16 protein-coding genes are annotated in these 25921 nt (G+C 38.2%); 5 read left to right on the forward strand and 11 right to left on the reverse strand.

Going from position 1 to position 25921, the window contains the following annotated elements:
• The first annotated feature begins 9 nt into the window (after positions 1 to 9).
• The 3 genes from LB467_RS10250 (at position 10) to LB467_RS10260 (ending at position 3405) form a co-directional block, all read left to right on the forward strand.
• Positions 10 to 105, forward strand: coding sequence for a DUF84 family protein (locus LB467_RS10250; RefSeq protein WP_224474004.1), 96 nt, complete (start codon positions 10 to 12; stop codon positions 103 to 105).
• 712 nt (positions 106 to 817) lie between these two features.
• Positions 818 to 2731, forward strand: a complete 1914-nt coding sequence (locus LB467_RS10255; RefSeq protein WP_224473945.1) for a tetratricopeptide repeat-containing sensor histidine kinase — start codon at positions 818 to 820, stop codon at positions 2729 to 2731.
• An 8-nt stretch (positions 2732 to 2739) separates the two neighbouring features.
• The gene (locus LB467_RS10260; RefSeq protein WP_224473946.1) at positions 2740 to 3405 is read left to right on the forward strand and encodes a response regulator; all 666 of its coding nucleotides are present in this window, start codon (positions 2740 to 2742) and stop codon (positions 3403 to 3405) included.
• A gap of 79 nt (positions 3406 to 3484) precedes the next feature.
• Here LB467_RS10260 and LB467_RS10265 read toward each other — a convergent pair whose 3' ends face one another.
• A complete protein-coding gene (locus tag LB467_RS10265) occupies positions 3485 to 4435 on the reverse strand; it encodes a polysaccharide deacetylase family protein (protein WP_224473947.1) in 951 nt (316 codons plus the stop codon).
• 229 nt (positions 4436 to 4664) lie between these two features.
• On the opposite strand from LB467_RS10265, the gene LB467_RS10270 reads away from it, so the two are divergent.
• Positions 4665 to 5066, forward strand: coding sequence for a Dabb family protein (locus tag LB467_RS10270; RefSeq protein ID WP_224473948.1), 402 nt, complete (start codon positions 4665 to 4667; stop codon positions 5064 to 5066).
• Between the two features lie 139 nt (positions 5067 to 5205).
• On the opposite strand, the gene LB467_RS10275 is transcribed toward LB467_RS10270, so the two are convergent.
• From LB467_RS10275 to LB467_RS10300, 6 genes are all read right to left on the reverse strand, one after another.
• Entirely contained in the window at positions 5206 to 6708 is a 1503-nt protein-coding gene (locus LB467_RS10275) for a TolB family protein (protein ID WP_224473949.1), read from the reverse strand.
• A 45-nt stretch (positions 6709 to 6753) separates the two neighbouring features.
• Positions 6754 to 7632 (reverse strand): sugar phosphate isomerase/epimerase family protein, encoded by an 879-nt coding sequence (locus tag LB467_RS10280; protein WP_224473950.1) that lies wholly within the window; start codon positions 7630 to 7632, stop codon positions 6754 to 6756.
• A 168-nt stretch (positions 7633 to 7800) separates the two neighbouring features.
• Positions 7801 to 11163 carry an FG-GAP-like repeat-containing protein gene (locus tag LB467_RS10285; RefSeq protein ID WP_224473951.1) on the reverse strand — a complete coding sequence of 1121 codons (3363 nt, stop codon included), beginning with the start codon at positions 11161 to 11163 and terminating at the stop codon, positions 7801 to 7803.
• A 177-nt stretch (positions 11164 to 11340) separates the two neighbouring features.
• Positions 11341 to 13029 (reverse strand): RagB/SusD family nutrient uptake outer membrane protein, encoded by a 1689-nt coding sequence (locus LB467_RS10290; protein ID WP_224473952.1) that lies wholly within the window; start codon positions 13027 to 13029, stop codon positions 11341 to 11343.
• Between the two features lie 5 nt (positions 13030 to 13034).
• A complete protein-coding gene (locus tag LB467_RS10295; protein ID WP_224473953.1) occupies positions 13035 to 16214 on the reverse strand; it encodes a SusC/RagA family TonB-linked outer membrane protein in 3180 nt (1059 codons plus the stop codon).
• A gap of 1123 nt (positions 16215 to 17337) precedes the next feature.
• A complete protein-coding gene (locus tag LB467_RS10300) occupies positions 17338 to 19482 on the reverse strand; it encodes a thioredoxin domain-containing protein (RefSeq protein WP_224473954.1) in 2145 nt (714 codons plus the stop codon).
• A gap of 437 nt (positions 19483 to 19919) precedes the next feature.
• Here LB467_RS10300 and LB467_RS10305 point away from each other — a divergent pair, with 437 nt between their 5' ends.
• A complete protein-coding gene (locus LB467_RS10305; protein WP_224473955.1) occupies positions 19920 to 21206 on the forward strand; it encodes a M20/M25/M40 family metallo-hydrolase in 1287 nt (428 codons plus the stop codon).
• Between the two features lie 263 nt (positions 21207 to 21469).
• On the opposite strand, the gene LB467_RS10310 is transcribed toward LB467_RS10305, so the two are convergent.
• From LB467_RS10310 to fbp, 4 genes are all read right to left on the reverse strand, one after another.
• Positions 21470 to 22711, reverse strand: a complete 1242-nt coding sequence (locus LB467_RS10310; protein WP_224473956.1) for a tagaturonate epimerase family protein — start codon at positions 22709 to 22711, stop codon at positions 21470 to 21472.
• A gap of 16 nt (positions 22712 to 22727) precedes the next feature.
• Positions 22728 to 23534, reverse strand: a complete 807-nt coding sequence (locus LB467_RS10315) for an SDR family oxidoreductase (protein ID WP_224473957.1) — start codon at positions 23532 to 23534, stop codon at positions 22728 to 22730.
• A gap of 6 nt (positions 23535 to 23540) precedes the next feature.
• A complete protein-coding gene (gene uxuA / locus LB467_RS10320; protein ID WP_224473958.1) occupies positions 23541 to 24728 on the reverse strand; it encodes a mannonate dehydratase in 1188 nt (395 codons plus the stop codon).
• Between the two features lie 182 nt (positions 24729 to 24910).
• Complete coding sequence (fbp, locus tag LB467_RS10325) at positions 24911 to 25918, reverse strand: class 1 fructose-bisphosphatase (RefSeq protein ID WP_224473959.1); 1008 nt, start codon at positions 25916 to 25918, stop codon at positions 24911 to 24913.
• Positions 25919 to 25921 lie beyond the last annotated feature (3 nt).

The following is a 25921-nucleotide window of genomic DNA, read 5'->3' on the forward strand; positions in this document are numbered from 1 at the left end:
GCCGTAGGAATTCTTACAGGAAACGTTATTGATAGAGCTGATCTATATTCACAAGGAGTCATACTGGCACTAATACCTTTTAAACACACGAGCTATTACAGCTAAGTGGTTCAGCCAACACAAGAGTAAAAAATCTTTAAATCCTGTGACTGTATTGTGAGAAAATGGTTCTCTTGAAATTCTACTATAAGCCCGAGGTTTTTGATTTCAAAAATATCCTGTGAATTGATTGCGGTTTATTACATTTGGGGAAGCTTATTTTTCTGGACTCCCTGAAATAATTTATGAAAGAATGGAAAACAAAAAAAGCCTCTTTCCGAATACACGGAAAAAAGCTTCTCATTGGTTAGCCAGATCCACACAACATAGGATATAACTGGCCAACTACACGTCCTGAATTAACAGGACAAACAACACAACTTAATTTTAGTGCAAAAACCTTAATTCAAAGACTTTTGCCACACGGTTATAGAACCGGTATTTTTTTTATCAGGCTACCTGAAAAAATTTAGCTCGTACTTACATCAACTTTAAAAAGAGCTGAACTATTTACTTCAGGAATAATTTTAAAAAACAAAGTCTTAAAAGACACAAGTCTCAAAGAGGGCCGGCAAATATACAATTTCTTCTTTCTATTAAACAAATAAAAAAATTTGGCTTCATCACGCGGAAAAGACCTAGTTACTGACTTAAAATTAAGTAATAAATATAAAACCTCAAGATGTACCCCCTAAACCTCTCGATCTTACTCCTTGAATTTAAAAATTAAAAAGAACCTAGAAGACCATAAGCTGGCAGCTTTTTTTATTTTTGAACTATGAAGCACTTTTACTGTGTATGTTTCAGTTTGACTTTTCTGCTTTTGGCTTGTCAAAAAAAGGAGATTAAACCCAACGATGACATACAACCGACCGATTTGGTTTCTTTTTTCTATGAAAAAGCAAAACAAACTGATTCCATTCCTCAGAGAATCAGTTTTTATAATAAAGGGCTTCGACAGGTTCAACAAAGTTCCGATACTTTATTACCTTTTCTACTGGATCATAAAATCTACTATCATAACAGATTAAGAGAATATGACAGCGCTCTTTTTTTTGCCGACAGTCTGCAGCGGGTAGCGAACTTCCAAAAAGACACGGGCAGGATTGCCCTGTCATTTTACAGAAAAGCCGTGATCCATCGGTATTTAGATAATCAGGAAGCAGTTTTTAAGAATGCTTTTGAGTCGCGAAAACGGTATCTTCAATTAGGGGATAGCACCAAAGCTGCACGCAGAAGTTTGGAAATGGCGGTTGCCCAAAGCCGCATGCAAGATTACACAGGCAGCCAGGAATCGGCTACAGAGGCTTTGCGCTATCTTAATAAAGAGAAAGACGGCCAATATTTAAGCAGTGCTTATAATATAATTGCTATTGCCTATCGAATTCAGGGCTTTTATATGGATGCGATAAAAGAATACCAAAATGCGCTTCGCAATGCTTCAGACTTAGAAGATAGCCTGACTTATCAAAATAATATTGGCCTGGTTAATCAGGATCAGAAGGAATATGAAAAAGCCATTTCAATTTTTGAGGATATTTATTCAAAAGTTTCAAAGAAAGATTACATATCACGTGCACGGTACTTAGACAACCTGGTATTCACCAAATGGTTGCAGGATTCAGAATTGAATATTTCGGCAGAATTAGAACAGGCGCTGCAATGGCGTAACGAACACAAAGACCATAGCGGTTTAATCTCTAGTTATTATCATCTGTCTGAGTTTTATGAAAATCGGAATAAAGCAAAAGCTATTAATTATGCTAAAAAATGGCTCCAAACCGGTGAAGCCAATAATAGCCTTCAAGCCAAAGTGGAAGCCTTAGAGCAATTAATAGATCTCCAGCCTGGAAATGCTGGATATGTGCAAAATTATATGCGCTTAAACGACAGTTTGACCAACTCAAATTTACAGGCAAAAAACACCTTTGCAAAAATAAGGTTTGATGAAGAACGAAAGCAACAGCAAATTTCCGGTTTAGAAGCATCGGCAGCATTGCAGGCCCTCAAAAATCAAGAAATTAAAAACCGAAATTACCTCCTGGCATTTTTGGTTTTTATAGTAATAGGATTTGCTGTTTTTATCATTTATTACAATCGGCAAAAACATAAAAAGGAAAAAATCAGGGAAATATATAATACGGAAACCCGTATTTCTAAAGTAATTCACGACGAGTTAGCCAACGATGTTTACAATGTAATGAGCAGTATGGAAGCAATTGCCCCAACTGAAACGATGGACAAACTTGAGCAAATCTATAGCCGTACCCGAAATATTTCAAGGGAGAATAGTGATATTACTACCGGACCGGGATATCTAGATCACCTGTTAGCATCACTATCCAGTATTTGCCCAGATGACACAAGGTTAATTATTAGCGGAGAGAAGACTATTTTCTGGAATGAATTGAAACCTGAAAAAAAGTTGGTAATCTACAGAGTTCTGCAGGAAATTATGGTGAATATGAAAAAACACAGCCAGGCCAGCCTTGTTGCCTTAGTCTTTACTGAAGAAGAAAAGCGATTAAAAATAGATTATTCTGATAATGGTGTAGGCTCTTCTATGAACTCCATTAAAAACGGTAACGGGTTGCAAAATGTGGAAAACCGTATTTTATCTATAAATGGAAAACTTACATTTGAGACGGAAAAGGGGAAGGGATTAAAAATTATGATTCATATCCCATTATAAAATATACCATGTTTAAAAAGGTCCTTGTAGCAGAAGATATGGACAGTATCAACCAGGCTGTTTCTATTGTTTTAAAAGATCTCGGAATTGCTGAAGTAGCTCATTCGCAGTATTGTGATCAGGCCTGGTTGAGGGCAAAAAAAGCGATTCAGGATAATAGTGCTTTCGACTTACTTATTTGTGACCTTTCATTTAAACAGGATTTTCGGGAGGAAAAGATAAATTCGGGACAAGAGCTTATCTCCATTCTAAAAAAAGAAGATCCCACTTTGAAAGTTATTGTGAATTCTATTGAAGACCATCCTCAAACTGTTAGGGATCTATGGGATTCTGGCTATATTAACGCTTATGTTTGTAAAGACCGCAATGGATTGAAAGACCTGAAAGAAGCAATCCTAAAAGTAAGCAACGGCTTAAATTACAATTCCCCAACTATCGAAAAAGCACTCAAGCAAAAAAACCTGCTTAGCCTTAATGAATTTGAGATTAATATTGTAAAATATCTTTCCAATGGTTATACCCAGGATGAAATAGAGAGGGAATTAAAAAAGAAAAACATTAAACCCTGCAGTAGAAGCGCCATTGAAAAACGCCTAAAAGAGTTACGCGAAGAATTTAAGGCCAACACCAATCCGCATCTAATTGGGATAATGAAAGACCTTAAATTGATTTAGAGGATTCCCTTTTACAAAAATTATTACTGGGTTCCAGGGTATTTTAAATTGTAAAATAATTTTTGGAACAAGCCTAAGATTATTCTGTTCTTACAATTTTGTCCCTAAGTTCCCGCCAGGTAACCAGGATAATATTGTTGTCTTCTATTAGTTGTCGTGCCTTATTACTGGTAAAAAAATCGAGATCGTCCTGCCGCCACTGGCTGCCCCAATCAGGATGTTCTTTTGTTACCGCCATCATTTCTTCATTATTTAAAGCCAGGTGAATAAGGATAACGGAAAGCCCGGGCTGAAGATCATTCAATATTTCTTCATAATAAATTTTCATTCCCTTGTTACTGTATATTTCAGGATTCGCCTGATATACATAATCTGTAATAATATCACGAGGTGTAAGTTCAAGCCTGGATTCTATTTCTTTAAATGAAGGGATATCCCTGGAAAGAAGAACAGGAACTTTGTATTCTCTCCCCTTTCTAATATAAACCTCAAGAAAATCAGGCGTACTCATAACCGCTCCCATATGCGCATCAAGATGGGTGACATCTATTCCAAAATCCAGTGCCTTTTCTATTTGAGCTGATATTTCCTTTTCAACATCATTTGCGCGAGAATGCACTATTACACTATCTACAAGAGGGTGAAAATAGCCATATGGATTAATAAGGCTTTTTACTTCATTTTTAGAGCTGGTTGGGCCCCATTTGTAATCTTTCCATTCGCTGGTAATGGTAAGGTGAAGTCCAAAATCTTTTTCTGCAGCGTTTTCCCGCGCGTATGCCGCTATTTCGGGAAACCAGGGACACGGCACCATAATGCTGGCAGAATTCACAATTCCTGCATCCATACCTTTCATAGTCGCGATATTTTCAGAATGGCTCACTCCAGCGTCATCAGCATGTATTATAAGCAATTTTGCATCGGAAGGATAACCCAATCTTTCAGCAATACTTAAGTTTTTTTGAGCTGAAACTGTAATACCAAAAACAAAATGGAAAAAGAAAATGATAAAAGCAAATCGTATTTTCATAATATAGATTTTTATTAAACTAATGAATATAAATAAAAAAAACGGGTAACACTTGAAATATATCTCTCCGCCGTTATAAATGGCTTTTTGACATCCTTTATTTTGATTCTTCCTCTTAACTGATTTTATATCATAAAATGATCTAAACTGGTCAGTCAAAAGAATACTAAATATTCATAAACTTCAATTTTTATTGTATTTTTCCGGTAATCTCAAAATCAATTTCATAATGATAAAGTTTTTAAAAATCAGCCTGGTATATTTTGTTATCCTCTTTTCCCAGTCTTCACTGGCGCAGCAAGATCAATCAGAATTCGATAATAATTTCACACATGTGGTTTATTTCTGGCTAAATAATCCGGAAAACGAGCAGGATCGATTAGATTTTCAAACTTCTCTTAAAAAATTCCGGGATCACAGCGAGTATGCCAAGACCAAATTCATCGGCACACCTGCTAATACTCCAAGAGACGTGGTTGACAATTCCTATACTTATTCCCTGATCCTTACTTTTCCTTCAAAAGAAATTCAGGATAAATATCAAAATGAACCTGCCCACCTGTCTTTTATTGAAGAAGCATCGCATCTTTGGAAAAAGGTTCAGGTATACGATTCTGTCGGTCTGGAATAAGAATTTAAAACCTTACCTACTACTAGTTATTACAGTGATCTAAAAATTTACTTCTAGTTTATATTTTGTTCCTGTATTTTCTTTTTCAATCCAACGGATTAAAATAATTCTAAAAGCTGAAAAAGTTTTTTGAAAACAATTATTTACCCGAATTGCTAACAAATGCCAGGTGCTTACTGTCTGGGGACCAGGAAGGAACATTTATACTACCCTGGCCTCCGTACAGGTAAGCAATTACCTTTGGCGCACCACCAGCGGTTGGCATAAGATTAAGCGTTACCCTTTTATAGGAAGGATGGTCATTTACAGGGATTTCTGAAGGAAAAGAAATATAAGCGATCCATTTCCCGTCTGGCGAAATATGTGGAAACCAGTCATTCCGGGCGTCAAAAGTAAGTTGCTCCTTATTGGAGCCATCTGGTCTCATTCTCCATATCTGCATGGTTCCGGAGGCACTACCGTTATAATAAATATATTCCCCATCTGGCGAATATTCGCAGCCATCTACATGTTCACCTTCCCCGGTATTGGTTAATGCAACTTCCTCTCCTCCATGAATGGATTTTTTATAAATATCATAAGTGGGATTGTTTTCCCGTGTTGCAACATACACTACTTCTTCATTATTTGGAGCCCAACCATGCCAATAAGAAGGATCTTCATCAGTAACTAACCTGGGCGTTCCTCCTTCAATGGGCAACACATATACCTTGGAGCCTTCCCCGGGCGGATGATGGCTTATTGCGATCATTTCCCCGTTAAAGGAAATGCCGTGATCGTTATTAAGATTATCTGCAAAACCGGTGTCAAATTTTTCCGGATCTCCTCCCTCAACATTTATAGTGTATAATGAGCCGTCCATGTTAAACAAGAGTTCATCACCACCTGGCATCCAGTTTGGAGCTTCAAAACGATCTTCTTTTTCATAGATCTGCTTTCGCATTCCGTTTTCAACATTAATCGTTTCCAGCCGGCAGCCCAGCCATCCCTCTTCCCCGGGATCATAATCATTGGCTACCGGTTTGTCTATTCTTACATTCCATGCCGTTGCAGTTTCTACAACTTCTCCATTAGGTGAATCAATAAATAAACCTACCAGGACTTCACCAGCGGGCAAAGGTGAATCTTTAGAACCAATCACCTGTAAAGGTTCACCCCAATGGGCTGCCCTCATTATAATTTCTTCTCCCTTGCGCTCCAGCTGAAAAATACCGTAATTCGTTTTTGGAGATGAGATCTGATCTTCGCGATCCATAGATGTTACTGATTCGCGCCACTGAAAAAACGTTGAGCCATCTGCATGTAGAACTGCTTTGGCATATGCAGCGCCCTCATCCTGAGATTCCCTTATCATCAGTCCAACCTTAGAACTGGGAACTGTTCCTTCATCTTTGAATTGGATATTGGCGGTTATAATGAAATCACCTTTAATAAGATTATACAGATAATTGATTTTATCCTGTTCAACATTGCTCCCAACCCCGTTTAGGGTGTATGTTTGATCTTCAGAATCATAAGTGGAATATCCAGCTTTTTCAGAATTTCCAGCAACCAGGTTATTATCAAAAATACCCACGCTGTTTTCCTGGGAAATAACCGGAGTTATGGTGAAAATCAAAAATAAGATTATATATGCTTTCATTTTTATAGGTGCATTACGGAATTATTCTAAAAAAAACAGACACTTCTAGCTGTTTAAAAGGTCGCTTTTTATATAATTATAACTTTGAGAAAGACTCTCATAAGGATCCATTTCAAAATTTTCCTGTTCTACTATAAAATGCTTGCCGCCAGCTAATTTAGCTTTTTTAAAAACCTTGTTATAATCGATGGAACCACTTCCAATTTCAGTATTCATTTCGTTATTGGATTTACTCATATCCTTTACATGCCAGAGAGGAAATCTTCCGGGATATTTTTCGAACAGTGCTACCGGATCTATTCCGGCCCTCACTACCCAATAAATATCCAATTCAAAATCTACAAGATCTTCGTCTGTATTTTCAAGAAAAACCTGAAGTCCATTTTCGCCATTAAAATCATCAAACTCGAAAGCGTGGTTGTGATAGGCTAATTTTAAACCCGCATCCTTACACATTTCGCCAGCCCTATTAAGTTTTTCGGCCATTCGCTTATAATCATCTATAGAGGTTCGCAAGGCTTCGGAAATATGCGGAATAACAAGGTATTTTTGATCAAGACCCTGAGCCACCTCCAAAGCAGTGGCAAAATCAGCATCGGTTCCATCTTTGCTGAGATAAGGATCAAGACTATAATGACCGCTTGGAGTGGTCATCCCATTTGAATGGATCATATCTTTAAACTCCGCAACACTAAAACCCCAAAACTTATTATCTGGTGAATAACCATACGTCTCTACTTCTTTGAAACCTACTTTAGCTACTTTTTCGATGGTTCCTCTTACATCATCTCCAATAGATTCTCTTAAGGAATATAGTTGAAGCCCCAGCGGAGAACCTTTATCACAGCCATAGAATAAATTGGGTAAAAGCGCTGTGGCAGCGACTGCCAGACCTGATTGCTTAATGAATAACCTTCTTTGCATAATGTTTAGGATTTAAATTTTTATAATTAATTAACCATGGTCCCTCAAAAGGGGATTTGCATATTTTAAAAGCTATTAAGACTTAAACATACTATCTTATTTATTATTGATCCTCTAAAAAATAATAGTAGTATAACATCCTTCAGATATTACCCCAGTATGCTGCAGTCAATTTTTCTCATTTGAAGGGATAGAAACTAACTCATCTATGGATTTTTCATTTACTTTAATCAGCTGGATATAATCATTATTCTTTGCACTGATGATATATCGACCATGGGGAGTTTCTATAAACTCCATATCCTTTACATCGCCGGGCATAAAAAAGCCACTTTCCCTTGCCTTTACAGGTTCAAATTTTCCCTGGCCATCGCCTTTAAGTAAAAGACCTATCCCGGCATCTGCTCTGGGTGTTTCCACTTCTGAAGCATATAGATTGCCGGCTATTAATGCATCAAGATTACCATCTTTATCAAAATCTTCTACCAGGATTTGGTTAATATTGGATATTTGTGCTTCTACAGGAAGTTTATGAATTTTAAATCCGTCTCCCTGGTTCTCAATATAAACACTCGCGAAGGATTTTACCTGGTAATGCAGCGCGTTTTCCAGACGTTTTTCAGTATAAATATCTTCAAGATTCGCTGTGGAAAATGAAGTATAATCTTCAAATTTATCCTTAATTCCCGGCATTTGCTGAGAGGAACATTCGCGACCACGCACAGGAAATTTCTCTCCATCATTAAAATAACTCAGCACAATATCTTTTGTACCATTTCCGTCAAAATCATTCAGGTAAACATCAAAGGTCTGTCCCGGGTTTGCCTGGTATTTGTAATTAAGGCCAAGATTACCGATGATGAAATCCATATCACCATCATTGTCAAAATCCCCTTCCTTGATACTGAACCACCAGCCGTTGGTATCATCAAAGCCCAACTGCCGGGAAATATCGATAAAATCTCCCCGGTCATTCTTAAAGATCTTAATTGGCATCCATTCTCCAACGACTATCAGATCTTTCCATCCATCATTGTCGATGTCTGTCCAGCTGGCACTGGTAACGAGTCCCAAATTCTCAAAATCAGGTGCCTTTTGCGGAGTAACATTCACGAATTTAACAGTTCCTTCTTCCGACCTGTTTTCAAGTAAATAGCTGCTCGCTGGTGTAGGGTATTCTCCGGGGACCAGTCTTCCCCCTACAAAAAGATCAAGATCGCCGTCATTATCAAAATCTTCGGCATAAACCCTTGATCCACTGGTATACATTGGAGGCAATGCTGAAGTAGATCTTGTGAAAGTGCCATTATTATTAATATAAAGCCTGTCCTGAAGCATTTCAGAGTTTTTTTCAAACTCATTACCCCCGCTTACTACATAAAGGTCATTATCGCCATCGCCATCCGCATCAAAGATCAAGGCCCCAAGGTCTTCATGCATTTTATCTTTTTCAAGAAAATCAAATTCCTGTCTCTCAAATCCATTTGCTGTCTGAAAATATATCGCACCGGCGTATTGGGAAGCTCCGCCTACAAAAAAATCCTCCAAACCATCACCATTTAGATCACCAACGGCCATCCCAGGACCGAACATTGATGTCTTATGTGGAAGTAAGATTTCCTTTTCAAAATCGTTATAATCATTTTCCCTATGCTGATAATCCAGCCCAAGGGAATCTGCATTCATGGTCAGGAACAATTCAGGCTCCTTATTATTAATAATTTCGGTTTCTTTTTCCGAATTGCTATAATCCAGAACAAGAAGCTGATTCGCAGGAACGTTATTTAAAACCTGTATTTTCTTATCTGGCCAGACTACTTTTAGTTTTTCAATAGTATCACTTTTACCTATTCCAAAATGCAATCTCGGCGCAACCGAGGATTGAAAGCCCCTGGTTAGAGTCAATTCCTGCATTTGTTCCATGCCGTCATTAACTAAATAGACCCTGGTACCTAAACCGAATTTGTTCTTTTCGGGCCCCTTGAAATCAATAGCCAGATAGTTATTATTTTTGATATTATTATTTTTGAAAATGCTGGCATAATCATCTATATTATTGGTAACGATTTCCAGGTCCCCGTCATTATCGAGATCCACATACACCGATCCATTGGAAAAACCTTTATAACTTAACCCCCATTCTTCATTCACTTTTTCAAAAGTCATGTCCCCTTTATTCCTAAAAACGAAATTATCTATTTTTTCAGAAGGAATGGCAAGTGATTTTTCGAGAAGGCTATCATTCTGAGAAGGACGTTTGGCAAGCTCATTAAAATAATCCTTGTTATTGATCTCGCGCCTTGTACCGTTAGAAACGAAGATATCTTTCCAACCATCATTATCAAGATCGGCAAACAAAGGTCCCCAACTCCAATCTGTAGAAGAAACACCGGCCAACCGTGATGTATTACTGAAGTGCGGTGTGCCATCATTATTTAAATTACCAGCGTTCGTTTGCAGTGTATTATGCATATACTGATAGTGAAAACCGGAATTCACCGTACCCCAAAAAAGGGAAGGATTCATACTAGCCATATTGGCTTTAGCCCTACGGTTATCTTTAGCGGCCATATCTACCTGAAAAATATCCAGCAGGCCGTCATTATTATAATCGGCTATATCAACCCCCATCCCGTAAAAAGAAGTTTGTTGAGTAGCATCCTTAACTACATCTGTAAAAGTTCCATCCTGATTATTGATATACATATAATCTGGAGTACTAAAATCATTGGAAATATAAATATCAGGCCAACCGTCTTCATTGAGATCAGCAACTGTAGCACTTAAAGAAAGGCCAAAAGATCTTAAACCGGACTCATCAGTAACCTTGGTAAAATGCCCATTATCATTCCTGTAAAGATTATCGGTTTCAACATCTTTTACATTTTGCATTTTGAATCTATAAAAGCTGTTGGGACTGTCAAATCTTGTTGGAGGATAATTCGTGACATATAAGTCCAGGTCACCATCCATATCGTAGTCAAAGAAAGTAGCCTGTACACTATTCCCTGGATCTGCTATTCCAAATTCTTCGGCTTTTTCGGTAAAAGTACCATCGCCATTATTGATATATAGCAAATTTTCACGGGGTTCAAACTTACCCGAAACTGAAACATAAATATCTAAATAACCATCGTCATTAACATCGGCCATGGTAACACCTGTGAACCAACGGTCGTCACCCGCAACTCCGGCTTTTTCTGTAATATCCTCAAATTTAAGGTTTCCCTTATTAAGATATAACTTGTTGGGAACCATATTCCCGGTAAAAAAAAGGTCTATTAGACCATCATTATTAATATCTCCAGCCGCAATACCGCCACCCATATAAAGATAAGAATAGCTGAAATAGTTTAGGCTATCGTTCTCTGTGAGGGTATTTTGAAAATCAATTCCCGAATGCTCGGCGCTTACCTGGGTGAAATTCTTTTGAACTTCGGTTTCCATTTCACTTTCGGAAGTACAAGCAATTAAAAAAGAATTCAAAGCAATAAATAGTAAGCTGAGTTTATATAATCTTATTTTCGACATCGTCCTTTCGTATTATTTTAATAAAAACGAGACTGTTTAAAAGTTTTTGATGATCAAATTGAGCCGATCGATATAAATTCCTATTAGAATTGATAAGATACGAAAAGCTCAGCTGAGCAACTAAAACTATCTTTAAACAGTCTCGTCTATTACTTAATCAAATATTAGATTTAGTTATTAATAACCCGGATTTTGAGTTAAAATTCCACCGCTTAAATCTATCGCGGTTAAAGGAATAGGCATTATTGTCATATGCGGTTCGAAGTTACTCGCTTTCTGCGGGAAACTTGAAATCGTTCTACCTTCATTGTCAATGTATTCATTCAGGACTTCTACAGCTGTCGACCATCGAGATAAATCGAAGAATCTATGTCCTTCCATAGCCAGTTCAAGTCTACGCTCAAATCTTATAGCTTTAATAGCAAATTCTTCACTTGGGAACGAATCGTATAGTTCTATTTGATAATTAGCAGCAGGTCCAGAACCGTCAACATCCTGAACATAAGTCATATCCTTGGCACGACTCCTAACCATATTCACATAGTCCAGCGCAGTGTCCAGGTCTCCAAGTTCAGCCGCGGCTTCTGCAGCCATCAATAAAACTCCGGAATATCTTATCACATTATAGTTTATTCCTGAATGTTGTTGCCCCCAGGCCCCGGTTCCCATATTAACATCATCGCCGTTATAGTATACATTCTTTTTAGGAAGATAAGGTCCTGAAATATCGGCAGAACTGGCACGAATCCATTCTTTCCCAGGATGTAATCCATAACCATTATAATCTATTCCCCTTCTACCAACGGTGTAATCTAACCGTGGATCCAGAGGTCCTGTTTCAGGTGTAAAAGGATCACCACTTTCAAGACCGAAGTCATTTGCGACATCAGTATCACTATAATTATCCAACAAAGGCAGTCCATCTGTTCCGGTTTGATAAGCGTTTACCAGATCCTGGGTAGGCTGATAGAAACCACAGCAAGAACCAAAAGGACCCCCACCGGGAAAATTCAGTGTGCTTCCAACGTTCCCATTAAAAGACTGACCTTCGTCTGCAGCAAACTGAATTGCGAATACTGACTCCGGGCTGTTTTCGCCACCTGCACGAAAATTAGCCACAAATTCTTCATTTAGTGAATAAGGACCATTCTGAATTACATCCTGCAGAATAGTAAAAGCTCCCTGCCATTCTTCCTGGAACAAAAGAGTTTTTCCCATAAAGGCCTTGGCTGTCCATGAGGTTGGTCGTCCAGCCTCATCCTGTGTCTCAGGAAGATTTTCTATAGCAAACTGGTAATCGGCTTCAATTTCATCCCAGATAGGACCGGGATTTGGCTGATTAAACTCGGTATTGGCGTAGTTCTCAGCTGAAATAAAAGGAACATTTTCAAACATCTTCTGTAATTCAAAGTTAAAATAACCTCTCAGAAATCTGGCTTCAGCAAGTTTACTGTTAAAATCACCACCTTCAATACCTTCTATAACCGAAATCACAGCATTTGCCCGGTTTACCCCGGCAAAAAGTGCCTCCCATTTTCCTAACACATAAGGATTGTCACTCGTGAAATTATAAGTTTCAATCAAAAATAAATCGACCTGATCACCATCAGTACTACCTTTATGAGCATCATCAGAAAGCACATCGAACCACCAGTTATCTGGACTAACAGCAAAGCCATTACCTCCATTTTGATTAACCACACCACTCAGAGAAGAATAAGCTCCCGTAAGCAGTAAATCTACACCCTGGGCATTCTGTAATGCCTCATCACTCAATGCTCCTACAGCAGGAGTCTCCGTAAATTCCTCACTACATGCAAAAAAGGCCAGTAGTGGAAAGATATAATAAATTATTTTCCTTTTCATCTTTATTATAATTTAATATTAACACCTAATGTAAACAATTGTGAAATAGGATAAACCGGAGCGATATTACCATCTACTCCTAAAGTTAAGCTGTCAAAAGAAGCTATTTCCGGATCAAGCCCATCATATCCTGTAATAGTAAATAAATTGGTTCCCTGAACGAATAAACGAAGATCCTGAACCCTTAATCTTTCCACAATTCCTTCTGCAAAATTATATCCTATTTGCAGGTTTCTTAATCTTAAATAAGACCCATCTTCTACAAAATACGAATTTGGAGTGGTCTCTCCATTTCTAATCGTCTGACTCAATGCCGGCAATGCAGCGTTGGTATTGTCTGGAGTAAAAGAATTCTGCACTCTTACACTTCTATTACCGTTAAAGAAGGTTGGGAAATCAGTAAATATTTTCTGATAGTTATAAATATCGTTTCCCTGAGATCCGGCAAAAAATATTGAAACATCAAAACCTTTATACCCCGCATTTAAATTAAGACCGTAAGTAAAGTCGGGATGAGGGGAACCTATATATGTCCTGTCCTCATCATTGATTACTCCATCATTATTAATATCGGCATATTGAAAACGTCCTACTCCATCAGCCGGAGATCCAAAACCCTGATCTGCTGCTGCAGAAACCTCAGCCTCAGATGCAAAGATACCAATTACTTCTCTACCATAAAAAGATGATAAAGGTCTTCCAACCTCAGTTCTTGTGATGGCCCCTCCCCTATAAGCAGAGCTACCTGTCTGAAAGTCACTAATAAGCTCTGTTACTTCATTTCTATAATGAGAAAGATTAAAATTAAATCCATAGGTAAAATCCCTGGTTGCTGTACTTTGATAACCTAAGCTGAAATCTACTCCGGTATTCTTTATAGAACCAAGGTTTACTAGAGGAGCAGTAGCATCTATAGCAGTAGTACTAATCAAGCTGTTATCCCTTGTAATAAGATCTTTAGTAACTATCTCATAAGCCTCCACGGAAACATCCAGTTTATCACCAAACATTCCTAAATTAAAACCAATATTTTTAGAAACACTGGTTTCCCATTTAAGATTAGGATTTCCTACCTGGCTTAAAACCGCACCGTTAGTAATTGCTCCACTACCATTAAATGCATAGTTAGCAAATTGCTCATCTAATCTGGAAATATTAATAGTTGGGTTAGCTGCCGGCAAGGTCTGGTTTCCTAATTCACCATAAGAGGCTTTTAGTTTCAACCTGTTTACCACTCCTCCATCAGGGAAAAATTCTTCATCACTTATTACCCATCCTGCACTAAAAGAGGGGAAAATATCACTTTGGTTGTCTCCTCTAAATCTGGAGGATTTATCCCTACGCAAGGTAGCTGTAAAAAGATATTTTCCTAAATAATTATAGTTTGCAGTTCCAAAAAGCGAATAAAGTGTTGAGGTTTGATCATAGGCGAAGTTCACAATCGCCGGACTTGAACCATTACTCAATAAGTAAAAATCAGGATTTTCAAACAGGTAACCATTTCTACTGATCCCCTTGCCTTTACCTTGTTGATACAAAGCTTCTACACCCGCTACAGCATTTATACTGTGATCTCCAAAATTCTTATTATAGTTAACGGTATTTGTCCAGATCCACTCGTAATTATTAAAGTCATTCTCCGTAAGGGTATTGGTAGACCGTGGCTCTGAATGTTCGGGATTTACAGGCAAAAAACTTCTGCTATTAAAAGACTGAATATCTGCAGCTATAGAAGTCTTTACGCTTAGCCCATCCATAACATCCAGTACCGCATAAACATCACCAAAAATACGCAAAGATTTATTAAAGTTATCAGATCCTCTTAAAAGCTCAGCTACGGGATTCGGCGGGTTTGACAATCCGGCAGAAGCCACATAAGTTCCTGCAAACTCTCCGTTATCGGCCCTTACAGGTACTAAAGGACTACTTCTCAAGGCATTGTTTACCTGATTTCCACCACGTGTATTACTAAATGATACGTTCAGGTGTTCTCCAACCCGAAGATTATCCTTGATTTTAAACTCAGAATTCAACCTGGTCGAAGCTCTTTCAAAACCCGTTGCCAATTGAATTCCCTCTCTTTTAAGATAGTTCAGGGACATCAAATATTTTCCATATTCATTACCATTCTGAAGGGAAACAGAAGCACTATGAGTTGGTGCAGTTTGAAATATCTCATCTAACCAGTCGGTTCCTCCGGGCGGTACAGTGGCGTCCACTGAAATTCCCTGAAGCATACTCGGTACTACCGGCTCAGCCCCGCTTCCATATTGAGGATGCGATACTTCTACACCGTCATTTCGCAAACTTTGAAAAATCATTTCCCCATGTTGTTGTGGATTAAGCAGACCAGGTAAATTAGATGCGCGGGAAAAGCCCGTATAACTATCTATAGATATTGTTGGCTTTGACATATTATAGCCTCCACCTTTGGTAGTAATAATTACAACCCCATTGGATGCCCTGGCACCGTATATCGCAGCTGCCCCATCTTTAAGGACGTTCATCTGCTCAATATCATTAGGGTTCAGGTTATTTAAAATTGAAGGATCATCGGTTTGTACCCCGTCAATAATATATAAAGGGTTGTTGTTATTACTAGTACCAAACCCCCTGATTCTAACAACAGGTGATCCACCAGGTGCACCGTTATTTTGTACGGTCACCCCGGTTACTCTTCCTTCAAGAGCCTCCGCAGCATTTACTATAGGTGCTTTTGTTGCTTCGGAAACATCTACCGAAGATACCGCTCCTGTAAGATCCCCACGAGTTTGAGCTGTATACCCAAGAACAACGATTTCATCCAGCTGACTTGCATCCTCCGGCAATGTTACATCTATCTGCCGCTGCTGACCTACAACGATTTCTTTGGTTTCATAGCCAACATAGCTAAATACAAGGGTTTGACCCTCTGCAACTTCCAGACTATAGTTTCCATCAAAGTCAGTTTGAGTTCCAACAGTTGTACCTTTAACAAAGACATTTACACCAGGTAATGGCATTCCAATTTGGTCGGTAACCATCCCGGCTACCGTCTCCTGGTCAGTAATTTCAATCGCATTGCTCGCAAATACATTTGTATTACCTGCAGTTAAAACTAACGCAGTAATACAAATACATAAGAAAATACTCTTTCTTTTTCCCCGGCAAAACCACGAAGGACTAGTAGAAATTTTCATGTTCATAATTTAATTTTAGGTGAATTAGTTAACAAATTGTGATTAAAAGTATAAAAAAACCTTAAACAAGCATAAAGGTTTCCTAACAAATTTAAAATTTTATTTCTAAAGTTGTTTTAGTTCTATCAATTTTTACATAAAGCTCCACCTTTAAAATCATTTTTTAAATAATTATAATATCTTATTAGGCAGTAGGAATAAAACTAGGAATTGAAATGGCAAGTTGTAGTATTGCTGTATCATTAAGATATTAGCATGAGATTTTTTTGATCTAAATTCTTTAAATCATCTTTGTATATCGGCTAAGAGACCCAAAAGGCAAAATTGAAATAAAGTGTCACGTCGAGCGCCAGCCCGACTAGGTACTGGCGGGCAGTCGAGACGTTTTTTTTTTGACCCTTCGACTGCGCTACCATTGACGTATTTTTAAAACCCTGATATTTAGGTTTGTTTTTTTTATATTTTTATAATTCAAAAAGAAACTTACCTGGTTTGGAAGTTTCCTTTTTCATTTTTTGCTCGCCCAAAAAACGAAACAAAAAAGGGCGTCCTATGTGGAGGTGTTTTTTTGGCAACAAGGCCAAAAAATTGCAAATCATCAGCTAAATTTTTTCCAGGGCTTCAAAAATTTTTAACGCTGCTGATTTTCTACACTCACACACGGAGTTTAAAACTCGCTATTCTCGAAACGTCATTCTCCTACGCTAGATAAAGCTTCTTTATCACGGGTCTCAGGGTGACAAAAACTGTTTTTAGGTTTCTAAACGGATAAACATAATAATTTTATAAATAAAATATTAATGCAGCCAAATCTCAAGAACATCGATTAGCTTAATAACTTACCAAAAAAGAGGCTGTCTGAAGGCAATATAAATCGTCATTCTGAATTTATTTCAGAATCTAAGATATGGATAGTCAAAAACATGTTGGAATCCGAAGTAAATTCGGGACAGCTTGATGAAACCAGATCTTTGCAGACAGCCACTTTTTCATTATTGAAGTCCCGGAACACTTCTAATTAGTGAATATCTTCCCTGTTGGGAAACCGTATAAAAAAGCATTTTTCTTTTAGTGTAAGAAAGATTTTACAACGAAAAAAACATCGAATTATCGCCTATTAAAAATGAACTTAATTCCACCAGCCGGTAGATTCGGGCTCCTTCTTGTAGCTTTCCAGTAAACCCAAGGCTTCGCTCACTTCTGATACGGGATATTTACAGGTTTTATTCTGGCATACGTAAATTAAAGTTTCGCCTTTGGTAAGTTTAGCCTTAAGCAGCGGTAAATTTTCGGTTTCACCTCCCATATATATTGAAGTAGGTAAATATTTCCGATTCATTTCCTTATTCTTTTGAAAAGCATCTTCTCCCACTATGGCAATTTCGTAAGCTCCAAAGGCTTTTATGCCAAGAAGTTTAGTCCAGTTAGCAAAGGATGAAGGATTGTTGATAGTTACCTGCGAAATCTGCCGAAGCATTTTATCACTTAAATCCAGGTATTGTTTATTTTCCAGCAGGTTTCCCAATACATATAAATTTTTGGCCATTACCGAATTGGAAGAAGGCATTATATTATCCTGAATTTCGGTCTTTCTTACAATAAGATCGTTTTGACCGGTGGCCGTATAGTAGAACATAACCTCCTGTTCATCCCTGAAACGCTTCATTGTTTGATTCGTAAGGTTTTCGGCCTTTTCCAGCCATTGCATATCAAAAGTTATCTGATATAGGTTTATATAGGCACTGCCTACAAAGGCATAGTCATCCAGAAATCCAGAAATCTTTTTCTCGCCATCTTTATAACTTCTCCATAGTGTTTGATCTTTACCCGACATTTCCCTGCTTAAAAAATTTCCGGTCTTGAGCGCACGCTCCAAATACTCCTGGTCACCAAATGCAGTAAAGGCATCTATATAAGACTGGAGCATAAGGGCATTCCAGGAAGCAAGAACCTTATCATCTATAGTTGGTTTTATTCTTGCCTCTCTTTGCTTAAGTAACTTATTTTTTGCAGAATTAAGAGTTTCAATTATATCGGGAGACGGAATATTGTTTTCTTCAGAAAACTCTTTAAGGGAAATGTTACGATAGAGAATGTTTTTTCCTGCTTCCCAGTTTCCATAGGACTCTACATTATAATATTTCTTAAATATTTTTGCTTCCCAAGTATTTAGCGTCTTATCTATTTCTTTAGAAGACCACACATAATATTTTCCTTCCTCTCCATCACTATCGGCATTTATTGAAGAAAAGTAAGCACCGTTACCATTAGATAATTCTCTTTCAACAAATTCAATGCTTTCTTCTACAACCTGTCTATACTCTTCATTGCCGGTAACTTTATAGGCTTTGGAATACAAGCTGATTAATTGTGCATTATCATAAAGCATTTTTTCGAAATGCGGGATCAACCATTTTGGATCTGTAGTATATCTTGCGAAACCACCACCTAACTGATCATAGATGCCTCCCCGGGCCATTTTTTGCAAGCTTGTATTTACAATTTTTAGTGCATCCTCATCGCCGGTTAAATAATAATACTGCAGTAGCGCTTCCCAGGACACAGGCAACGGGAACTTTTGAGCACCTGTATAACCACCGTTATACACATCCCATTGTTCCTGCCAACCACTAATTATAGAAACATACTCTGCTTCAGAAAATTCAGTATTATTTATATTAAGACTGTCAAGATCATTGCCACTTCGGATGCCCTCGGTTAAGGCCTCAGCAGTATCAACCAAACCTGGTTTGTTATTTTGGTAAGCTTCGGCAACCTTTACTAATATATTTTTCCACTGCTCTTTAGGGAAATAAGTCCCTGCAAAAAAAGGCCTGCCATCCGGCAGGGCAATGGCATTTAAAGGCCATCCTCCACTGCCGTTGAGTAACACTGCAGCATTCATATAAATCTTATCTATATCGGGGCGCTCTTCACGATCTATTTTTATCGAAACAAAATCTTTGTTCATAATTGCCGCCACGCTTGAATCCATAAAACTTTCTTCTTCCATCACGTGGCACCAGTGACAGGCAGCGTAACCTACACTAATTATTACAGGTTTATCTTCTTTTTTTGCCTTCTGCAGAGCTTCCGAACCCCATTCATACCAATCCACAGGATTGTCGGCATGTTGAATCAAATAAGGGCTGCTAGCCTGAGCTAGCCTGTTCTTAGCAGCATCCGGATTCGAATTATCTTTTTTTTCTGAATTGCAACCTGAAAAAGTAAAGAATACTAAAAGAAACAAAAAACAGATACCAGAACTCTTCATATATAGGGGAAATTGTTAAAGCCTAAATATAGGTCTTCATTTAAAATTTACAAACTTAAAATTTCAAATGATTGAAGCAATATTAGACATTCAAATTTATACAGAAACCAGGTTTAATTCGGTGTCACCTTAATAATGCTATTAATTTTATTTAAAAAAAGAAATGGCTGTCCGTGAAGACACCTAACAAGTAATTTAAATTTAAAATTGCCTCGTCGAGCGCCAGCCCGACTAGGTACTGGCGGGCAGTCGAGACGTTTTTGTTTGACCCTTCGACAGGTCTCAGGGTGACAGAAACTAATATTAGGAATTTAAACGGATATACATAAAAAGAGGATAAATTTTGCTTTAAATAAAAAGAAGGAAAAAAGATTTTTGTTAATTATTTAACAGAAAGAACATTTGATTATATTTGGAAGACTTCAAAATATTAATTTATGAAATATCAAGGTATATTTTTACTGTTTTTTATAACGATAAGCATACAGGCTCAGAAGATTTCTTCAGAAGAAGAAGAAATGTTAAACTTCTTAAAAGAAAAAGAGCAGGAGCAAATAAACTTTCTTGAAAAGACGGTTAATATCAATAGCGGCACCCTCAATCTTGCTGGAGTACGAGAAGTAGGAATGGTATATAAAGAAGAATTAGACGATTTGGGTTTTGAAACCCGCTGGATCAGTATGCCAGACAGTCTAAACAGAGCTGGACATCTTTTTGCTGAATTGAACGGGGGTAACGAAAAAACAATTTTATTAATAGGTCATTTAGATTCGGTTTTTGAAGAAGATCATGAATTTCAGTCGTTCTCACGTTCGGGCAAAAGTGCTGCAGGGCCTGCTGCCAATGATATGAAAGGAGGTAACGCAGTTATCATTTTTGCGCTTAAGGCTTTACAGGCTGCAGGCGAGTTGGAAGGAAAAAATATAATCGTAGCCTTTACTGGAGATGAAGAAAAACCAGGACATCCGCTCAGTGTAAGCCGGTACGATCTTATTGAAGCAGCAAAAAAAGCCGATATCGCATTGGGTTTTGAAACGGCTTCAGGAATGAATTACGCTACTATTGCCAGAAGAGGGTCCAGTGGTTGGAATTTAAAAGTAAATGGCAAACAAGCGCATTCATCGGGGATCTTTAGTGAAAATACCGGAGCCGGTGCTATCTTTGAAGCAGCTAGAATTCTTAATTCTTTTTATAGTTATATAAGAGGTGATGAATTACTAAGCTTTAATCCGGGAGTAATCCTTGGAGGAACAAATGTAGATTACAATCCCAGCAAATCTATGGGAACCGCCTTTGGAAAGACAAATGTGGTGGCGAGTGAACTGGAAGTCTACGGAGGTTTACGTTTTATCTCTGAGGAACAGAAAGAGGAAACCCGAAATAAGATGAGGGAGATTGTAAAAAATAATTTACCCCACACCTCTGCTGCTATTAGCTTCACAGATTCATATCCAGCCATGGAGCCTACCAAAGGAAATATAAAACTTCTTGAAGTCCTGGATGAAATAAGCCAAGATTTAGGATATGGAAAAGTAGAGGCTTACGATCCGGGACGCCGTGGTGCTGCTGATATTTCTTTTATAGCAGAATATGTTGATGGTTTAGATGGTTTAGGAGTAATGGGCAGCGGAGCACACTCTCCATCTGAGACTATTAATCTGGAAACATTTATTCCACTCACAGAAAGAGCCGCTCTCTTAATCCATCGTCTAAGCAGCAATTAAGTCAGGTATAAGATTCAAGAATAAATTAGATACATTATACAAAGGCTTAAGTTTTCATAAAATCCAGAGAGACGAGTCGTAACAAATGCCCCGGCAAGCTGTATTAACGAAAAATAAAATCCGTTGTTCAGCTTTTTGAGTAGAGTAAAATTGAAGATTTTACTCTACTCAAAAACCTCGGGATAAGCCCACGAGGTATGCATTGGAAAATACTTTTAAAAAATTCGAGGCAAGCTTTGGGGAATTAAACCCTCAATGAGGGATTAAAAAATCTGCTTTAAATGCTTTTGATATAAGTTGTGAGTAACCGCTTCCTCTATAGGTTTTCTGTATTTTTCCAGAAGCTTAAAAAAAGTTTGCTCTTTTTCAGCGGCTAATTTATAGGCGCAGTGCATTAATTGCCTGAAATGCGGATTGAAGTCTTTTTCCTGTTGATCATGCCGAAGGGCTTTCGCCATTTTTTCCCGACCAGCTTTTTTAAGATCAGTGACATTTGGAAGTTTACTTTTGTCAATATCCAGCACATCTGGATAGGGAGACGTTAATTCGTCAAAACGCTTTAATGCTTCTTCGTAAATTGAAAGCGCAAATTCAAATCCATCTTCACCGCTTTCGGCAATCACATTAATTTCTTCAAGCCAGGTAGTTCCTGCTGTCTTTACGTGTAAACCTGCATTGTGCTTTTTTATCAGTCTATTCATAATCGGATAAATGGAAAATTTGTCGCTTCCGCTATGAATACTCAGCTTTAAATCCTTGGGTAAACCGAATTCTTTTTTTGCGAAATCCAGCACCAATAAATCCTCTTCAAATTCCTGGGTAAATTTATCCAAATCGCCTTCATAATCTATTCCCTTATTAAACCTTCCTGTAAATTTTGGTGCAATGGTATTTACCGGAATTTCATAAAATGCAAAGGCAGCAAGGACGAAAAACAACTCTTCCGGAGTCTGCGGTTTTTCAACTTCATCCATCGAAACCTCAACCACAAATTCTTCCGACTTATTTTCTTTGATATACAAATAAACTTCCGAAGCTTTTTTTACAGCGAATAAAAAAGTGTCGAGAATTTGATTTAAGGTTGCTTCGGAAATCTCAAATTCCGTAGAAATTCCAGGGATATTAACCTTCTGTTGAAATTTGGCTATGAATTTTAAAAACTCATCTTTCTCTTTTTTCGCAGCATTTTTCCCAATATAATCAGCCACATCTATGGTGAAAAAATTACTCACCGATAAATATGCATCTACTATATCAAGATTAATATGATCAGCATCTACAAAATATTTCCCGGAATAATCCAGGGATTCTGTAGCGGCATCTGCTTCTTCCCAAACTAAATGTGGTTTAGAATTCACTGTTTCGTGCTCCCGATGTGATTTATTCCAAACGGGAGTAACTTCAACACCATTTTCCCTGGCTTTTAGCACAGCTTTCAACTGCGCCTTACCTTCTTTCCCAAATCGATCTCCTGTTCCAAATGAATATTTTCCTAAACCTGACATATCTATTGATTTTGTATTAAACGCCGCTAAAAGCGCCAAAACCACCATCTATCGGCACTACAATTCCGGTTACAAATGAGGCCTCATCGCTCGCAAGCCAATTGGTTACGCCCTGTAATTCTTCGGGTTTTCCAAAGCGTTTCATTGGGGTATTGGAAACAATTGTTTCCCCCCTTGCCGTTAAACTTTCATCTTTATTCAGCAATAAGTCACGGTTTTGCTCCCCGATAAAAAATCCGGGGGCAATAGCATTTATACGAATTCCATCCCCATATTTTTGCGCCATCTCCACAGCCAGCCATTTGGTAAAATTATCTACCGCTGCTTTGGCAGCACTATAACCTAAAACCCGGGTAAGGGCATTTTGCGCGGCCATAGAAGAAATATTAATTACACTCCCCTTCCCTACCTCTGCAATGCTTTTTCCAAAAATGTAAGTAGGCAGCACGGTTCCTTTAAAATTCAAGTCGTTCACTTTACTCAAATCATCCAGCGAAAGATCAAAAAAGTTTTGATCGGGTCCAATGGTGGCTCCTTTCATATTTCCTCCCGCGCCATTAATCAAAATGTCAATTTTATTCCAGGCCTTTAAAACCTTGTCTTTAGCTTCTTCCAGGCTCTTTTTGTCCAATACATCGGCTACCAGGCTCATTGCTGTTCCACCGGCTTCTTCAATCTCTTTTACCCGTTTTTTAACCGTTTCAGCAGATCTCCCCAGAATCCCTACTTTCACACCCTGGGATGCAAGGCCGTGCGCCATCGCACCGCCAAGCACTCCGTTTCCTCCTGTAATTATTGCTACTTTTCCGTCTAAATTGAACATTGTTTTTTATTTAAAGGTATTTATAATTCCTGTTTCCAATCCTCGTAATTCTGCTAAACCACGCATTCTTCCAATTGCGGAATATCCGGGATAAAATTGTTTTTCCTGATCATCCATCATTTCATGACCGTGATCGGGCCGCATTGGCAATGGTTTTCTGTCGTTCTTCTGCTGAAGCTCAAAGAAGATTTTTACCAGATCATACATTCCGGCACTACCTTCCAAATGATTGGCTTCATAGAAGTAATCTGATTTTTCGCGCTGCACCGAACGCAAATGCAGGAAATGGATACGCTCATAATATTTTGAAATAATTTCCGTCAAATTATTTTTCGCCGAAGCCCCTAAACTACCACTGCAAAAGGTAAGTCCGTTGGCAGTTGAAGGCACGGCATTAAACAAATAATTCAAATCTTCAGCATTGCTTACAATTCTCGGTAAACCAAATACCGGCCACGGTGGATCATCTGGATGAATGGCCATATTCACTCCGCTTTGTTCGGCTACCGGAATAACTTCTTTCAGAAAATAAACCAAATGCTCTCGCAATCTGTCAGCGGAAATTCCATCGTAAGCCGCAAGTTCGTTTTTTAATTTTTCAAGTGTGAAACCTTCTTCATCACCAGGAAGTGCCATCAACATACTTTTCTTCAAAACCTCAAGTTCTTCGCTGGTTTTAGCCTCAAAGCGTTTTTTAGCCTCTTTCTGAATTTCTTCGGAATAATCGCTTTCCGCATTTTCCCTTTTCAGAATAAACAAATCGAAAACAGCGAGTTCAACTTTATCGTGAAGCAGCGCAGTACTTCCGTCTTCAAGTTTGAATTTCACATTGGTTCTCAACCAATCCAGTACAGGCATAAAATTGTAACAAATGGTTTTTACCCCGCATTTTCCTAAATTCCTGAGGCTTATTTTATAGTTTTCAATAAACTTATCGCGCTCGGATTTTCCAAGTTTTATAGCATCGTGCAGCGGCAAACTTTCTACCACGTTCCAGTGCAGCTTAAAAGGATGCTTTTTATTGCTTTCTTCAAGGTCAGCAATCCTTTTCTCAATTTCTTCCACACTCCATACTTCACCTACCGGAATATGATGCAAAGCGGTTACCACTCCGTGGGCTCCGGCTTGCTTTATCATTTCCAGGTTTACCGGGTCTTTTGGACCGTACCACCGCCAGCTTTGTTCAAATATCATATTAAATTATTAATTTTTTGGTCAATTTTTAAGTTACAAAGTTTCCAAAGCTTTTATGTGAAATTTATTCTAAAAGGTCTTCGCGTAACGCGATTGTCTTGAGATTCCTTCAGAAATCAATTCCCGTTCTTTAGATTCTTCTTTAAAGAATTTTTTCCTCTGTTTCAGCTTTTTCATAATTACTAATCATATTTTCTTAAAAACTCCTCTGCTTTCTCCACTAAAACCTTATTTCCGCAATAAAAAGGTATCCGTTCATGAAGTTCTTTTGGTTGAATTTCCATTATTCGCCGCAAACCATTAGTGCATTTTCCGCCAGCCTGCTCGGTGACAAATGCTATGGGATTAGCTTCATATAAAAGTCGCAATTTTCCTTTTGGTGCAGTAGTTCCTTCAGGATAAAAATACACTCCTCCTAATAGGATATTTCGATGAAAATCGGCTACCAGCGATCCGGTATACCTGGCCGTATAAGGCCTTCGGTCATTTTCATCCAACTCCTGCAACCATTTGATGAATTTCTTTACTCCCTTCGGAAAATGAACATAATTTCCTTCATTAACAGAATAAATATTTCCAAACTCCGGGATTTTCATGTTGGGATGGGAAAGAAAAAATGAACCAATACCCGGGTCAAAAGTGAAACCGTTCACTCCCTTTCCTGTGGTATAAACCAGTAAAGTAGAAGTGCCGTAAAGAATATATCCCGCTGCAACCTGGTTAACTCCCGGCTGGAGAAAATCTTCAAGTTCTACTTTATTCCCAACTTCGGATTTTCTTCGGTAAATACTAAAAATTGTCCCAACAGTTATTCCTACGTCGATGTTCGAGGAACCGTCCAAAGGATCCATAAGAACAACGTATTTAGCACCTTTATTTATATCTCCCTCAAAAGCGATGAAATCTTCCAGTTCTTCAGAAACAAGACCACATATTTCCCCGCGATTCCGCAAAGTTTCCACAAAAACATCATTGGCCATAACATCTAGTTTAGCCTGGGATTCACCCTGAATATTCTCCTGGCCCGCTTTTCCAAGAATTTCTGCCAGACCCGCTTTGTTTATAACCTGATTAACCACTTTACCGGCCAGTCTTATAGAACTAAGCAACCCGCTTAACTCTCCTTTTGCATAGGGAAAATCTTTTTGATTTTCTACAATAAATTCGCCCAGGGTAATATGTCTATCCATAAT

The organism is Salegentibacter tibetensis (assembly GCF_020164485.1).
Lineage (GTDB): Bacteria > Bacteroidota > Bacteroidia > Flavobacteriales > Flavobacteriaceae > Salegentibacter > Salegentibacter tibetensis.

Coding starts and splice junctions, on each gene's coding strand:
- LB467_RS10255 (WP_224473945.1), top strand. CDS start 818: ATGAAGCACTTTTACTGTGTATGTTTCAGTTTGACTTTTCTGCTTTTG.
- LB467_RS10260 (WP_224473946.1), top strand. CDS start 2,740: ATGTTTAAAAAGGTCCTTGTAGCAGAAGATATGGACAGTATCAACCAG.
- LB467_RS10265 (WP_224473947.1), bottom strand. CDS start 4,435: ATGAAAATACGATTTGCTTTTATCATTTTCTTTTTCCATTTTGTTTTT.
- LB467_RS10270 (WP_224473948.1), top strand. CDS start 4,665: ATGATAAAGTTTTTAAAAATCAGCCTGGTATATTTTGTTATCCTCTTT.
- LB467_RS10275 (WP_224473949.1), bottom strand. CDS start 6,708: ATGAAAGCATATATAATCTTATTTTTGATTTTCACCATAACTCCGGTT.
- LB467_RS10280 (WP_224473950.1), bottom strand. CDS start 7,632: ATGCAAAGAAGGTTATTCATTAAGCAATCAGGTCTGGCAGTCGCTGCC.
- LB467_RS10285 (WP_224473951.1), bottom strand. CDS start 11,163: ATGTCGAAAATAAGATTATATAAACTCAGCTTACTATTTATTGCTTTG.
- LB467_RS10290 (WP_224473952.1), bottom strand. CDS start 13,029: ATGAAAAGGAAAATAATTTATTATATCTTTCCACTACTGGCCTTTTTT.
- LB467_RS10295 (WP_224473953.1), bottom strand. CDS start 16,214: ATGAACATGAAAATTTCTACTAGTCCTTCGTGGTTTTGCCGGGGAAAA.
- LB467_RS10300 (WP_224473954.1), bottom strand. CDS start 19,482: ATGAAGAGTTCTGGTATCTGTTTTTTGTTTCTTTTAGTATTCTTTACT.
- LB467_RS10305 (WP_224473955.1), top strand. CDS start 19,920: ATGAAATATCAAGGTATATTTTTACTGTTTTTTATAACGATAAGCATA.
- LB467_RS10310 (WP_224473956.1), bottom strand. CDS start 22,711: ATGTCAGGTTTAGGAAAATATTCATTTGGAACAGGAGATCGATTTGGG.
- LB467_RS10315 (WP_224473957.1), bottom strand. CDS start 23,534: ATGTTCAATTTAGACGGAAAAGTAGCAATAATTACAGGAGGAAACGGA.
- uxuA (WP_224473958.1), bottom strand. CDS start 24,728: ATGATATTTGAACAAAGCTGGCGGTGGTACGGTCCAAAAGACCCGGTA.
- fbp (WP_224473959.1), bottom strand. CDS start 25,918: ATGGATAGACATATTACCCTGGGCGAATTTATTGTAGAAAATCAAAAA.